The following is a 14,998-nucleotide window of genomic DNA, read 5'->3' on the forward strand; positions in this document are numbered from 1 at the left end:
AAAACTTCTCTCCTAAAATGTTTTTTTGCTGTCCAGTAAGATGGTCACCGGACCGTCATTGTGGATTTTCACCAGCATATCGGCCTGGAAAACCCCTTCTTCTACATGTATGTCCTGCTGTTTTACCAGCTGGATGAAACTGCGGTAAAGCCGGTTTGCTTCTTCGGGGGAAGCTGCTTTGGTAAAGCTGGGCCGCTTTCCCTTTCGCACATCGCCCAGCAGCGTAAACTGTGAAACAGCCAATACTTGTCCATTCACATCTTTCACCGACAGGTTCATCTTTTCATCCGCATCTTCGAAAACGCGCAGTCCGGCCACCTTGTCAGCAATATACGCGGCATCCTTTTCCGTATCATCATCTTCTACGCCTAAAAGGACCATCAGTCCTTGTTGTATGGAGCCGGTAACGGTTCCGTCGACGGTCACGCTGCTTTCGCATACTCTTTGTACTACTGCTCGCATGGTTTCTCCTAATGTATTTTTTCTATGGTTTTGCCCGATAAACGTCGGAAACGCCGGGAACGCTCCTCAGGGAGCGCAGAACTTTTTCCATCTGATCTTTACTGGATATGGAAAGTGTCAGGGTTACATTGATGGTTTCATCCTTGCTGCTCTTGGCGTTTACCCCATCGATATGAACGTCCATATCCTCGCAGACTCTGGAAACAGCTGAGAACAACCCTTTCCTGTCCTGGGCGATCACGCTGACATCAGCTGTATAGACCTGATCCAGCTTTTCCTTGTCCCACCGCACATCGATGAAACGAGCCCGTTCCGATTCGGGCAGAGATGTAATATTGGGGCAGTCGGCGCGGTGAACGGAGATTCCTCTCCCCTTGGTGATGAAACCGACAATGTCGTCGCCCGGCACCGGATTGCAGCACCTGGCGATGCGGATCATCAGGTTGTCCACCCCTTCAACGGTGATACCTGCGTTTTCTCTGCGCTTGCGTTCTTCCCGCTGCTTGCGCTCATCGGGAATCTTGGTCGCGATTTCTTTCTTTTCACGCTCCAGCTGCTCCTGCTTTTCATCGTTATAATACTTGAAGAGCAGGGTTCCTACTTTGCTTTGGAAGGCTCCGCCGTGACTCAGCTGGGTATAGAGTTCGTCGCTATTGTTCAGATTCAATTCTTTCAATGCCCGGTTGATAAAGGAATTTTTCAAAACGTCCCGCGGGTCGTATCCCTTTTTCCGGACATATTTATCGATCAAATCCTTTCCCTTATCAACGGCATCGGACTTATTTTCTTTTTTCAGCCATTGCCGGATCTTATTTCTGGCCGTACTGCTCTTGGCGATTTTCAGCCAGTCGATGCTGGGTCCGGCGGCGTTGGGCGAGGTAACGATCTCGATGATATTGCCGTTTTCCAGGGTATGGTCGATGGTAACCATTTTGCCGTTTACTTTGGCGCCCACGCACTTGCAGCCAATATCCGAGTGGATTTTAAAGGCAAAGTCCAGCGGCGTCGAACCGGCCGGAAGTTCGATAACATCCCCTTGGGGAGTAAATACGAAAACCTGACTTGCGAAAAGGTCGACCTTCAGCGTTTCCATGAACTCCTTGGGGTCGTTCATATCCTTCTGCCATTCCAGGGTCTGGCGCAGCCACGCCAGTTTTACTTCTTCCTTGTCCTGAGTAATGCCCTCTTTATATTTCCAATGGGCCGCGATACCGTATTCCGCGATTTTATGCATCTCGTAGGTCCGTATCTGAATTTCGAACGGATTTCCCGTATCGCCGATGACCGTCGTGTGGAGGGATTGATACATATTGGGTTTGGGCATGGCGATATAATCTTTGAAACGGCCAGGAATGGGCGTCCACAGGGTATGGACGATCCCCAGCACCGCATAGCAGTCCCGCACATTTTCAACAATGATGCGCACTGCCGTCAGGTCAAAGATTTCATCCAGCTGTTTATGCTGGTATTTCATTTTCTTGTAAATGCTGTAAAAGTGTTTGGAACGGCCCATGATATCGTAGTGGATCCGCAGATCTTCCAGCGCTTCTTTGATCTCGTCGATGACCTGCTTTATGGCTTCCTCCCGTTTTTCTTTCCGTTCGCTGACCTTTTCCACCAGGTTGTAATAAGCCTCAGGGTCCAGATATTTGAGCGCGATATCTTCCAGCTCAAACTTCATGGCATAGATCCCCAGCCGGCTGGCCAGAGGTGCATAAATTTCCAAGGTTTCCTTGCACTTGTCGATGATTTTATTTTCCGTCATATAGTTGATCGTCCGCAGATTATGAAGCCGGTCGGAGAGCTTGATAATCAGCACGCGGATATCTTTGGACATGGCCAGAAACATTTTTCTCAGATTTTCAGCCTGTCTTTGTTCCTTGCTCTCAAATTTGAGGGAACCCAGTTTAGTGACGCCGTCTACCAAAAGCGCTACTTCTTCTCCGAATTCTTCTTTCAGTTCTTCCTCTGTATAAGAAGTATCTTCCACCACATCATGAAGCAGCCCCGCGACGATGGTATCCTCATCCATGCCCAAATCGGCCAGAATCTCTGCGACGGCCAGCGGGTGGATTAAGTATGGTTCGCCGGACTTTCTCAGTTGTCCTTCATGCATTTCTCTGGCCTTATCGTAGGCCCGTCCGATCAGATCCAAATCGTACTTTGGATTATAACCGGCTATGGTTTCTATAAATTCTTCTCTGCTTTTCATCGACTGTCCTTATCCTCGTTCTTACTTATTTGTCTTTCTTGGCTTTTTCTTTTTTCTTCTTCGAATCTTTTAAATATTTGCTGCCCCGCGCCCGCTGTGCAAATTCATAATAGAGAGGACTGCAGATGGTGATGGAAGAGCAGGCACCTGCCAGCACGCCAATCATTAGCGGCAGTGTAAACTCCCGAATTGCAGGACCGGTCATGATGAACAGCGGAACCATGACAATCAGCGTTGTAAAGGAAGTCATCAACGATCTGCCCAAAGTTTGGGAAATACTCTTATCGATCAACTCCTCCGTTCCTCCGCGCCTGGAGTACTTCAGGTTCTCACGGATCCGGTCGAAAACAACAATGGTATCATTTATAGAATACCCGACTACGGTCAGAATACCCGCAATGAATGGGTTGTTGACCTGTACGTGGAAGATGGCGTAAAAAGCGATCACAAGAAGGACATCATTTAGTACACCCAGCAGAGCCGCCCCGCCGAACTTCCATTCGGAGAAACGGATTCGGATATAGATCAGCATACAAAGCGCCGATATCAAAATCGCCTTGATAGCATTGTTCCGAAGCTCTTTTCCCACGGAAGGCCCAAAGAGTTCCTGTGCGATGATGTCCTGATCTTCAAAGCCAAAATCTTTTTGGAGAGTCCCAATGACTTTCGCTCTTTGATCGGAATCCAGTGCCTCCATGGTACGGATCACGATTTCTTCATTTCCTTCTCCGGAATAAATGACTTCCGGATCCAGCTTATATTCCTTGATGGATTTTTCTACCTCAGCAGCAGGCACCTGCTTGCCCATATCAATCTGAATCATGGTACCGCCGGTGAAATCAATGCCGTAGTTGAGTCCGCGGATTAATCCAAATGCCAATCCAATTAGCATGATTACAACCGTTGCGATATAAAAGATTTTTCTATGCTTAACAAAATGGAGTTCTCGTTTGATCTGGAAGGCTGCAGTGTTGTCCTTTTTTATTCCGTAGAAAGACTTTTTGGTGAATTTCTTGCTTTCAGAAAGAATGCCCAGATATAGCTGGGTAACCACAACTGCGGTAAACAGACTGGCAAGGATACCGATCATCAACGTCCATGCGAAGCCCTTTACTGAGCTGGTTCCCACTTGGTATAGGATAATGGCGGCAATAAAGGTCGTCACCTGGGAATCTACTACCGTACTCATGGCCCGTTTGAAACCGGTCTGAACGGCTACCCGCACGCTCTTGCCGCTGATGATCTCCTCTCGTATTCGGGAGAAAATAACTACGTTGGCATCCACGGCCATACCAATGGACAAGATGATACCTGCAATTCCGGGCAGGGTTAATACACTTCCCATTAGAGCCATGACATTGAGTATGATGACCACATAAAGCAGCAGTGCAAGATCGGCAGTCAGGCCCATAAGTCTGTATCCCACAATCATGATCAGGAAAATCAGTGCCAGACCGATAAATCCGGCAATAATGCTCTGTTCCAAAGCATTAAACCCAATTTTGGCCGTCTGCACGGAAGAATTGACTTCTTCAAGTTCTACCGGCAGTGAACCGCCTCGAATCAGGGCAGCCAAATTCTTGGCTTCATCCTGAGAGAAATTGCCGGTAATCTCACATTTTCCGCCGGAAATCGGTTCTTTCACTCCCGGAGCGGAAATAATTTGATTATCCAAAAGGATCATGATTGCGTTATTTGCTACGTTCTCAATCTTTGAAGTCACTGTTCCGCTGTAAGCCTTCTGTGTGGCTTCGGCAAATTTGCTGGCGCCTTCACTGTTGAATTCCAAGTTGACCGCATAGCCCCCATCTTCCGCCATACCGGTAGTAGCATTTTTTACATTGCTTCCGTCCAGTACAATGGTGCCGTCCGCCAGTGCGAATTGGAGCTGAGCAGTCTTACCGATCTGGTCGATGGCTTCTTCTGCGTCCTCGGCTCCCGGCAGCTCAACACGAATGCGGTTGGTTCCTTCCACCGTAACAGTAGGTTCCGCCAGTCCCATTTCGTTAACACGCTTTTCAATAACTGCCTGTGTCTGATTCATCAGCTCTGTCAGTTCCTCACCTGTGGCGTCGGTGTTGGCTTGCATAACCACGTATACACCGCCCTTAATGTCGAGTCCCAGTTTGATTTTGTCCTTGGTTGGTTCCATGACAGATCCAAGTCCAAAAAGAGTCACATACCATCCGAACGCAATCAGAAGTATGATCAAAACTGCGAAAACTCTTTTAAGCTTGTAATTCATTTTGTCCTCCACTCTTATCTTATGTATGATTTCTCTATGGCAACATCTGTGCCATTTTAAACTACAGTCATAATATTTTACTACTTTTTTACTGTTTTAACAAGGGGGACCATTGAATTTTCTGCTTTCTCGCTACTTTTTCATATTTGCCCCCAGGATTCCTCCCAGCGCCCCGGCCCCAATGGGAATCAGATATGCGGGCGTTAACATAGAAAGCTTTATGAAGGTTGTAAAGCAAGCGCTGACGATAAGCAAAATCAGCAGCATGAGCACTGTGGAAAAGGCCAGACCGGTCAGCAGTCCTGCTCTTTGAAAAAATGCTCCCATATAGAGACCGATAAACAGGCAGACGATTATCATAGCTGCCAGCAAATAAAAGAAACTCCAACTCTCTGGAAACGGAGTGAATTTCAAAACCAGCGCTCCCACCAATGTAAACAGACCGAAGCCAATCAAGCTGAAGAAATACCCTTTGCAGATTCTCATAATTTTATCCATCGATTTTGTACCTCCCTCTTTTGCCTGTAATCAGTATATTTCGTCAAGAGGAAAATAAGAACCGCAGCCCGCCGATTTAAAAGCGGCCGGCAAAAGCCATACACAAAAAAAGACGCATCCAAAACCTCTGGCTCTCGGATGCGTCTTGATTTCCTATTACAAAAGGCGGCCTATTTTTGTTCCTCAGCTGCAGCTTCTTCGGCAGGCTCTTCTTCCGGCGCGGCTTCTTCAGCAGATTCCGGCTCCTCAGCCTTTTCTTCCTGGGCAGCTTTTTTCTTCAGTCTTCTCGGCATTGCCTTCTTTGGTGCATCTTCCTCTTCGGTCTCTTCTTCGGAAGACGGCACGCTTACTTTCTTAGTCGGTTTTGCATTTTCAACAACCTTGGAAACCGACCATCTCATTATTTCGAATTTTACTTTATCAGCTCCAACCTGAATCACCAGGGACTCGTCTTTGGTCTTTACGACTTTACCGCAGATTCCGCCAATCGTGATAATTTCGTCACCAACACGAACGTTGCTCCTCATTTGATTTACCTGCTTTTCCCTCTTTTTCTGAGGTCTGATCAGCAGGAAATACATTACTACTAAGAGCAGGACTAAAGGCAGTAACGTTGCTAACATGTTCCCATTCATAAAAATAAAGCCTCCTTAAAATATTACTTTATACAATTCAAATTCAAATGGTGCCGGCGATGGGGGTCGAACCCATACGGTGTTGCCACCACGGGATTTTGAGTCCCGCACGTCTGCCAATTCCATCACGCCGGCGCAATGAAATTATTATAGCATAGCTTACAGATTAAGACAAGATTTTAACACAAAAAATTCGGCATATTTTTACGCATCGATAATTTCCAGGTCCTCGGCCTTGATATCCGTCATATATTTTCTGCTCAGCAAGCTGTACATAACCGGAATGACGATTAAGGTCATCAGCGTAGCATAAATCAATCCGCCGATGCAGACGATGGCTACAGGCTGCATCATCTCGGCGCCGTTTCCCATCCCCACGGCCAGCGGCAAGAGTCCCAGAATGGTGGTGATCGCTGTCATGAGAACCGGGCGTATTCTTACTGCTCCCGCCTCAATGATGGCATCGCGGCGGCTCATGCCCTCTTCCAGCCGGAAGCGGTTGATGCAATCCACCAGCACAATGGCGTTGTTTACAATAACACCCATCAGCATGACGAATCCCAAAAGTGCGACCACACTCACATCCTGTCCGGTCAAAAGCAGCGCCAGCATTCCCCCGGTAAAGGCCAGGGGAACGGTGAACATGACGATAAACGGAGAACGCAGAGACTGGAACTGAGCCACCATGACCAGATATACCATCAGCATACCCAGCACCATCATCAGCATCATCTGCTCCATGGCATCCATAATGGTCTCGTTTTCTCCCTCAAATTCCACTTTTACATCCGACGGCAAATCCATGCTTTCTACTGCGTCTTTAGCCGCGTTTGTCACATGGGTGATGTTGTATCCCTCAGCCAGTTCGCCGCTGATGGTCAGCACTCGCTTCTGTGATTCATGATTGATCACGCTGAGGGCTTGCTCTTCCGTAATATCGGCGATCGTCGAAAGGCTGACCTTCTTTTCGCTGCCGTCCGCCTTCTTGCCGGTAACTTTCAATTTCTCCAAATCCTTCTTTGTCATGGATTCCGTATCCTTGCTGGATACCAGCACATCCGTTCCCTCTCCGCTCTGCACCAGCGTTGTGGCTGCTTTATCCTTCGAAAGCTGGGCGGAAACATCGGCAAACACCTGCGCCACTGTGAGCCCGTAGGACATGGCTTTATTCTTATGAATATTGATCTGCAGTTTGGGCGTACTGTCGTCCTTTGTATCGGTCACTTCTTTCAGTCCCTTGACCTGACCCAGACGCTTTTCAATGGATATGGCCGAAGTTCTCAGCGTATCCAGGTCATCGCTGTACACCTTAAGCTGTACCCCGGAACCGCCCATCATACTCATCATATCCGTATCTCCCTGAGCGGTGATTTCACAGCCGTAATCGCTGCCCATAGCTTCGATTTTTTTGGAAAGATCTTTGGCCTGGTCCAGCTTATCCTCGTCCAAAATCACATACATCATGGACTGAGTCACATCCTTCTCTCCTGTAGACATGCCCATGGCGCTGTTGGCATCGCTTGAAAGCATAGCGCCGACCGTTTCCACATAATCCATTTTCATGATTTTCTTAGAAATCGCGTCAGTAGCCTTAGCCGTATCACTCAGGTCGCTGTCGTCAGGCATTTGTATCGTTACAGACATCTGCTGGCTGGCCATGGAAGGCATGTAGGAAAACCCTTTGCTCAATGCCAAACCAGTGGAACCGATCAGCAGCACCACCGCAATAATCAGCACCCACTTTTTATGATCCAGCGCAAACTCCACAGCCTTTTTATACTTGGCGATAATCGGGCTGTCCTGGCTGAGAGCCGTCTTTTTCGCGTCCCGTTTCAAAAGTCCTCTGGCCATGGCCGGAACCAATGTGAGTGCGATAATCAAGCTGGCCAAAAGCGCATAAGTCACGGTCAGAGCCATATCGGTGAAAATCTGCCGGGTCATACCTTCCACAAAGACAATAGGCGCAAAGACGCAGATGGTGGTCAGGGTTGAGGCGGTAATCGCTCCCGTCACCTGGGCTGCCCCCGAAATGGCGGCTCTGGTATGGTTGTAGCCCAGCGCGCGCAGCCGATAGATATTTTCAATCACTACAATGGAGTTATCCACCAGCATACCCACGCCCACGGCCAAACCTGCCAGAGAAATCACGTTGATAGTGACTCCTGAGAAGTACATCAATGCGATGGCAAAGGTCACGCTGATGGGGATACTGATGGCCGTTATGATCGTAGGTCGGATGTCTCTCAGGAACAGCAGCAGGATCAGAATCGCCAGGATCGCCCCCAGCAAAAGGTTCTGCAATACGGAATTGATGACCATATGAATATATTCCCCCTGATCGGACAAGGTTGTAAAGGTAAGGCCGTCATATTTATCCGCAAGTTTATCGAAGTTTTCCGTAACCCGATCGGCAACGTCGGCGGTTGAGTATCCAGATTGCTTGGTAAAGGTCAGCAGCACGCCGTTTTCGCCGTTGATTTTGGCGTAGGTTTCGGCAGAATTATTGGCATTGGTCACATCGGCGATATCGGACAGCTTTACCGGGTCCATGCCGTCCACGTCCATATCCAAAACCACCAGATCCTTTAATTCGGAAATGCTCTTGATTTTATTGCCCACACTGACCAGGATCTCGCTTTTTCCGTCACTCACATAGCCGGCCGGCATGGAAAAGTTCTGGGCACTCAAGATTGCCGAAACATTGCTCATGGTCAGTACGCCCGTCAGATTGGCACTGTTAAGCGCCGCTTCTTCGGAGGACTGTACCTGAGCCAAAGATGCCTGCAGCTGGGCCACTGTGGCCTGCAGAGTGCTGCTGCCTGCCGTCAGCTCGGACATGTTGTTGCCCAAGGTGTCCGAGAGATTGGCCTGCTGTACGTTGAGCTTGGAAAGTCCGTCGTCGATCGCTTTGATCTGGGCATCGATCTCCTTGGTCGAAGGAAGATCATTCATATCCATTCCATATGCCTTCAGCGCATCGGCCATTGTATCCAGCGCCTTGGAAGCCTGGGCATAAGCCTGATTTCTCATACAAAGTTCTTTAATCTGTTCATCAGAAAGAGACGGATACTGTTTTTTTACTTCCGCTTCAATCTGCTGCATGGTAGCTTTCAACGCTTCTGCCTGAATAACCGCTTCCTTGGCCTTCTGCAGCTGCTCTTTTCCTTCTTTCATTTGGACCCTTGCGGCTTCCATCTGCTGAGCAGCTTGTTTCTGAGCCTTGGTCACCTGTTTTTTACCCGAATCAATTTTGTTCTGACCGCCTTTTGCCGAGTTGATTCCGCTGTTCAGTTTGCCTTTAGCGTCGGAAAACTGCTTGAGTATGGCATTACTGGTCTTATCATTGATTTTATCGATTTTGTCCTGCGAAAGGATAACCTGTATATCTTCACTAATCAATCCGGTGGCGTTGACGCTGGCTACTCCTTCGATCCCTTCCAGCGGCGTCAGAAGATTTTCCTCTACAAAACTGGATGTCTCCGTGGTACTTTTATCTTTCAAGCTGACCGCCGCCACATTGACCGGCATCATATCCGGATTGATCTTCATAACAATGGGCGTTCCCACGGTTTCGTCCCATCCGCCGGAAATCATATCGATTTTCTCATGGATATCCACCGACACCGCGTCCATATTCACATCATCGGAAAACTCCAAAGCGATCATGGAGTAGCTTTCATTGGACTGGGAAGTCAGATTTTTAATATGGTTGAGCGTGGCCAGCTGCTGTTCCATGGGTTTGGTAAGCTCGTTTTCCACTTCCTCCGGGCTGGCTCCCGGGTACGTGGTCATCACAATGGCATAAGGCATGTTGATACTGGGAAACAGATCCGGAGTCATCTTGGAAAAGGATACAATCCCGAAAACAATGATTAATATGACCGCCACTAACACGGTAAATGGTTTTTTTACGCTGAATTTTGCTAACATTTATCTCCTCCTGTTTTATCCCGCTTGCATTCCTTTATTACACCGTATTTAAGCATTTCGAACATCTTTTCCAACCGCCCTTCAGCTGTTTCAAACGATTCGCCCCCTGCGAAGTACCGCTGAAGCGCATAAACGGAACTGCAGATCAAAAGCCAGGTCAGGCTGGTGATCTCTTGTCTGGAATAATGGTTTAAATCATTCAAGTCACACAGATATTCAAACTGTTTTTCTTCGGCGCACAGCTCGAACTTATCCAGGAATTCGTTTACATCGTCCGGTTTGGCATTGGAAACGATGCGCTTGATCAGTGCTTCCCGGCTGGTTCCTTTCACATTGGCCAGCAGACAGAAGATTTTTTTGCAGAACGCGAAGATATCGTATCGCCGTTTATCTTTGCCAAGCTCGGTCATAAATTCTTCCTTGATCTGGTCGATCAAGTATTTGTAAATATCTTCTTTATCTTTAAAGTAATAATAAAATCCGCTCCTGGAAACTCCTGCATTTTGCGCAATCTTAAAAATCGAAACCTTTTCATAAGGCAGCGCAGAAAATTCACTGACAGCAGATTCTAACAAAACCATTTTCTTTTGTTCTTCTAAATGAAAAAAAGCCTCAGTCGGCATAAGATTCTCCTTATACAAAAATTGACACAGTGTCGATACAACATAAATATTGTACTGGACACTGTGTCGAATGTCAATTGAATTCTTTTTCTTAAAGCTTCTTTTTTAATTTCCGCTTAGAGTCTTTGGAAAGTTCTTCCGATCGAAGGGGATTTCCATCTCGAAACACGCCGGGATAGCTTCGCATGTATTCTTTGCCCAGCTGAAAGGCTTTCTCCCACAAAACAGGCTCGAAAGAATCCATGATTTCCTCCATCCTCGATTCCTCATCAGAAAGGAACTGGATAATGATCGGTTGGAAACCTTCAAAAATACCGGAATCTTCCGGGCCCTTGTCCAGGTCGGCGCAGAGCATTCCTTCCATTTCCGTATAGGTATTCACACTGAGCAGCCGGCTTCCTTCCACAAGCTCATACGTATCTGCCAGTTTTTCGGGAAACCGGAGCATGGCGATGCAATCCAGCTCATCAGCAAACGCTGCTACCATCAGCGGCTTTGTCTTTAGTACCACCGCCGGCTGGCAGTCTCCAATTTTAACAAAGCGTTTGATGGATGATTTGGCAAACATCTTGGACGGGTTAAACTTACCCGTTCCATAAAGCTCAGGACAGAGCTTTTTCAACTTTTTTTCGGAAACTGTAAAATTCCCCGGCCTTTCCGGGCCAAATTCATATTCTTCTTTCATACTTTCCTCCTTTGTCACACACATTTTATCGTCTAAACCGGTTCAAACAGGCGAAAATTTCCTGTCTGCGTACAGCAGCGAATCCGCATACCGGGCTGCCGGAAAAGAATCCTTCCATCCCCTGCCCCCTCACCAGTTCATCCAACTGATCGGCAATCTGTGGCAGCGTCCGCCTGCCGTCGGTCAGCTGTTCCAGTCCGTAAAGCAGCAATCTGCCCAGCGACTGGGTCTGTTCCACGTCGGTCAGCTGTTCCACATACCGCAAATCCACCGTTTCTTTGCCTATGGAAAAAGTATCTTTGTCGTGAAGTCTTACCTTTAGAGGCTTGTGCTTCTTTTTCTCCTGTTCCAGTCTCCTGGGCCAGCTCATAATCCGGCGGCTCCGGGGCAGCGCAAAGAGCGGTATGGTGCCCCCACTGGAAAGCGGATGCTTCTCGCACAGTTTTTTGACTTTTTCCGTAATATCCGCCGGCCGGTAGCAATCCATCTGAATGATGGTGTCCGCGATGTGAAAAAAAGCGCCACTGCTGCCTGCCACCAGGATGGTGGAAATGCCAGCTTGTTCATAAAGCTGTCCGGCCCGTTCAAGAAAGGGGGTGATCGGCTCTTTGCTGCGGCTGATGACCTCCTGCATAAAGGCATCCCGCACCATAAAGTTGGTGGCGGAAGTATCTTCGTCTATGAGAAACAGGCGGCTGCCCGCTTCAATGCTCTCTGCGATGCCGGCGGCCTGGGAAGTGCTGCCGCTGGCATCCAGCGTGGAAAAGCAGCCGGTATCTTTCCCGTTGGGTAAATCGTTGATGAAGAGAGAAATATCTACATCTTTAACAAACCGGCCGTCCTCTGCACGCAGTTTAACGGCGCTGTCATCGGTCACCACATATTCCCTGCCGTCGCCTGCGATATGGTTGTACACGCCTTGTTCCAATGCGTTGAGCAAGGTGGACTTGCCGTGGTATCCGCCGCCGGCAATGAGGGTGATGCCGCAGGGAATCCCCATTCCGCTCACTTCCCCTCTGTGGGGAAGCCGGATGGTAACTCGCAGCCGATCGGGCGCGGAAAAAGCCACAGAATCCTTCATCGGCCGGTCCGATATGCCGCTTTCCCGGGGCAGAACAGACCCGTCTGCTACGAAAGCAGCCAGATTTCGCTTTTTCAATTCCCGGCGGATCGCATGTTGATCTTCTGCCAGGAAAATAACCGCTTCCAGTTCCCGGCCATCCATGTTGGAATAAAACAGAGCTTTCTCCATGCAGACAGGAAGAAAAGAAAAGAGCATTTTTTCCAATCCTGCGGCATGAATTCGCCGGCCATTTGCCGGGAACCCAGCATGAAATCTTACGATCAGGCTGTCCTCCGTAATCTGGCAGGCTGTCCGCTCGAGGACCGTTTGTCCGCACCGGGACGTAGTCAAAAGGCCGCTTTTTCCTGAACCGGAAGTTTGAAATGTAAAGTTCTCAAGCTGGGCTGCCAGCCTGCGGGTCAGAAAATCCTGGAGAGCAATTCTGGTATATTTTTTCTCTGTGTAAGATCGAGGGATTCCGGTATCTTTAAAAGGAATCCTCACGCTGAGGGCTGATGGCGGCGCGAAAGGATCCCCTTGAATCCGATCCAATGCCAAAACGTATTGGTCGAATTGGTATCTGCCTCTCAGCTCCTTATAGAGCGCATAGCTTTTACCGTCGATGGCGTATAGTTGTTTTTTTAAATCCATTGCTTGCTTCATTGCGCGACCTGCTTTCCGATTGATGTTACGAGTATTATAACCGAGAAACCCAGGCCGGGCAATCTGCATTTCTTTATAGCATAGGAAATATCAACAAAATCTACTTCTTTTATGAATCGGCAAAGCCGACTACGTTATTTTATGCGCACCGTTACCTTGCTGCTGTATCCGCTGTAGACCCGCTTTCCTTTTACCAGGCGATAAGCACGCATTCGGAAGGTGTATTTTTTCTTCTTCGCAAGTTTTTTGTTGGTATATTTGATCGTAGAGCCTGACTTTATTGTCCTGATTGTCTTGAATTTTCCCTTAGTGCCCGCGGCTCTGTACAGAACATATCCATTGGCGCCGGAGATTTTCTTCCATTTGATGGCCGCAGAACGTTTGCCGGCCTTGACGCTTATTTTAGGTGCTGACGGTTTTGGCGTTCCGCTTTTAACCGTGGAAAACGCCCCGTATTGGCTGCCTTTGTAGCCTCTTATTTTATAATAATAGCTTTTGCCCGATACCAGGGAGGAATCTTTATAGGTACTGGTTTGTGCTTTATCAATGGTTTTGATTTTTTTATAAGTGCCTCCCTTTGAAGCGGCTCTGTAAATCTGATATCCGCTCACACCCGGCAGCGTTTTCCAGGAAAGTTTTAAAGAGTTGTAGCTGCTTGCCGAAACCTGAAGCGCCTGCGCCGGAATTGGCTTGGGAACAGACGGCGCTGTCTCCAGACCAAGAAGCACGCGCAATTGGGAAAGCTCTTTTTGAGCAGCGCTCCTGTATAGATCTTGTCCGCTGAACAAGGTGTAGCCTGCTAGACCGCTGCTTCGCAAAATCTGGACTTGATCTTTTAAATTGGTCGATTTCTTCATCCAACCCGGATCGTCGGAAATGGCGGTGCCGGTTCGATATAAGGCCAGTCCGGCATATAGGGTTTTCCTGCCATTATTCAGCCTTTTCCATTCTGCGATTCGCTCCGAAAACATCGCCCGGTCGGCCTTGCTTCCCCATTGATTGGACCAATAGATTTGCGGCATCAAATAGTCTACATAACCGCTCTGCGAAATCCAGCGGTCAATATCGGCTCCTCCCAGCCGGCAATTTTCCAGACTGCCCTGGGGACTGATACCGAAAACGGCATCCGCCTTTTTCGTTTTTATGTAGGAATAAATTGAACTAACCATCGCATTGACGTTGGCCCGCTTAACAGGTGGGGAAGGTTCCTGCTCCTTTTGGATAGTAATGGTTCCATTGACATTTTTGTATCCCTTTTCTGCATGGTAAAAATAGTCGTCAAAATGAATGCCGTCGATATCATATGCCATCACTTCGGAAACGGCTTTTTTAATGCGCTCACTGGTGGACGCTTGCGCCGGATCTAAATAATAATTGTAATCCAGCCTGTAGGGATTCATCCAGGCATGAAGCTCCATACCTTTTTTATGGGCCTGCTGGATCATCAGCTGCAGCGGGTCGTAGGAAGAGGACACATACTGGTTCCTTCTAAAGGTCTTCGACGGATAAATGGCATCGTCAAAGGCGCGTACATGCAGAAAAACCGTATTAATTCCATTTGATTTGGCATCGGTTAAAAACTGGTCGGCATTCTTAATAAAGGCTGCCTCATTGGAAGCGTTCAGCCCCAGTTTGGGCAAATCAAAGACCGACACCCATATTCCTCTCAATTCGCCCTTGGCTGCCGCTGCAAAGCTAGTTTCCGGTCGTTGGGGTCCGTAGGTAAAAGCGCCTCCCAGCAGCAGCGCTGTTATCATAAAAATAATTCCAATTCTTTTCACAATAATGACTCTCCTTTTGTAATGTTAAGTATGTTACTACTATAACTTCCATTGACCTGAATTGGAACCGGAAATGTTTTCCGCTCTCCTTGATGAATGAAACACCGTATTTTCGAATATCGTCATAACTTTCCGCGCACAGCCCGGCTTCGTAGTCCCGCTCTTCAATCTGCGTCAGGACCAGGAAGCAATCTTAAGTCC

10 protein-coding genes and 1 tRNA gene are annotated in these 14,998 nt (G+C 48.1%); all 11 read right to left on the minus strand.

Features of this window, described 5'->3' with window-relative positions; all coding sequences use genetic code 11:
• Positions 1 to 12: 12 nt before the first annotated feature.
• Positions 13 to 462, minus strand: coding sequence for a D-aminoacyl-tRNA deacylase (gene dtd, locus LG211_RS09255; RefSeq protein WP_148395147.1), 450 nt, complete (start codon positions 460 to 462; stop codon positions 13 to 15).
• Between the two features lie 22 nt (positions 463 to 484).
• Positions 485 to 2,674, minus strand: a complete 2,190-nt coding sequence (locus LG211_RS09260; RefSeq protein ID WP_148395145.1) for a RelA/SpoT family protein — start codon at positions 2,672 to 2,674, stop codon at positions 485 to 487.
• Positions 2,675 to 2,699: 25 nt separating this feature from the next.
• On the minus strand, positions 2,700 to 4,919 hold the full coding sequence (gene secD / locus LG211_RS09265; RefSeq protein ID WP_148395144.1) for a protein translocase subunit SecD: 2,220 nt from the start codon (positions 4,917 to 4,919) through the stop codon (positions 2,700 to 2,702).
• Between the two features lie 132 nt (positions 4,920 to 5,051).
• Positions 5,052 to 5,417, minus strand: a complete 366-nt coding sequence (locus LG211_RS09270; RefSeq protein WP_148395142.1) for a TIGR04086 family membrane protein — start codon at positions 5,415 to 5,417, stop codon at positions 5,052 to 5,054.
• 170 nt (positions 5,418 to 5,587) lie between these two features.
• Positions 5,588 to 6,052 (minus strand): preprotein translocase subunit YajC, encoded by a 465-nt coding sequence (yajC, locus tag LG211_RS09275; protein WP_148395140.1) that lies wholly within the window; start codon positions 6,050 to 6,052, stop codon positions 5,588 to 5,590.
• Between the two features lie 48 nt (positions 6,053 to 6,100).
• Positions 6,101 to 6,187: transfer RNA gene (locus LG211_RS09280), tRNA-Leu, on the minus strand.
• Positions 6,188 to 6,256: 69 nt separating this feature from the next.
• Complete coding sequence (locus LG211_RS09285) at positions 6,257 to 9,982, minus strand: efflux RND transporter permease subunit (protein WP_269477371.1); 3,726 nt, start codon at positions 9,980 to 9,982, stop codon at positions 6,257 to 6,259.
• Positions 9,976 to 10,605: a TetR/AcrR family transcriptional regulator gene (locus LG211_RS09290; RefSeq protein WP_148395136.1), complete on the minus strand. Its 630-nt coding sequence runs from the start codon at positions 10,603 to 10,605 to the stop codon at positions 9,976 to 9,978. The genes LG211_RS09285 and LG211_RS09290 overlap by 7 nt, the downstream gene beginning before the upstream one ends.
• Positions 10,606 to 10,696: 91 nt before the next feature.
• Positions 10,697 to 11,290, minus strand: a complete 594-nt coding sequence (locus LG211_RS09295; RefSeq protein ID WP_148395134.1) for a hypothetical protein — start codon at positions 11,288 to 11,290, stop codon at positions 10,697 to 10,699.
• 25 nt (positions 11,291 to 11,315) lie between these two features.
• A complete protein-coding gene (locus LG211_RS09300) occupies positions 11,316 to 13,016 on the minus strand; it encodes an ABC-ATPase domain-containing protein (protein ID WP_269477372.1) in 1,701 nt (566 codons plus the stop codon).
• A gap of 134 nt (positions 13,017 to 13,150) precedes the next feature.
• Positions 13,151 to 14,797, minus strand: a complete 1,647-nt coding sequence (locus LG211_RS09305; RefSeq protein ID WP_148395130.1) for a family 10 glycosylhydrolase — start codon at positions 14,795 to 14,797, stop codon at positions 13,151 to 13,153.
• Positions 14,798 to 14,998: the final 201 nt, after the last annotated feature.

Source organism: Hominibacterium faecale, assembly GCF_020734085.1.
Lineage (GTDB): Bacteria > Bacillota > Clostridia > Peptostreptococcales > Anaerovoracaceae > Hominibacterium > Hominibacterium faecale.

Coding starts and splice junctions, on each gene's coding strand:
- dtd (WP_148395147.1), bottom strand. CDS start 462: ATGCGAGCAGTAGTACAAAGAGTATGCGAAAGCAGCGTGACCGTCGAC.
- LG211_RS09260 (WP_148395145.1), bottom strand. CDS start 2,674: ATGAAAAGCAGAGAAGAATTTATAGAAACCATAGCCGGTTATAATCCA.
- secD (WP_148395144.1), bottom strand. CDS start 4,919: ATGAATTACAAGCTTAAAAGAGTTTTCGCAGTTTTGATCATACTTCTG.
- LG211_RS09270 (WP_148395142.1), bottom strand. CDS start 5,417: ATGGATAAAATTATGAGAATCTGCAAAGGGTATTTCTTCAGCTTGATT.
- yajC (WP_148395140.1), bottom strand. CDS start 6,052: ATGAATGGGAACATGTTAGCAACGTTACTGCCTTTAGTCCTGCTCTTA.
- LG211_RS09285 (WP_269477371.1), bottom strand. CDS start 9,982: ATGTTAGCAAAATTCAGCGTAAAAAAACCATTTACCGTGTTAGTGGCG.
- LG211_RS09290 (WP_148395136.1), bottom strand. CDS start 10,605: ATGCCGACTGAGGCTTTTTTTCATTTAGAAGAACAAAAGAAAATGGTT.
- LG211_RS09295 (WP_148395134.1), bottom strand. CDS start 11,290: ATGAAAGAAGAATATGAATTTGGCCCGGAAAGGCCGGGGAATTTTACA.
- LG211_RS09300 (WP_269477372.1), bottom strand. CDS start 13,016: ATGAAGCAAGCAATGGATTTAAAAAAACAACTATACGCCATCGACGGT.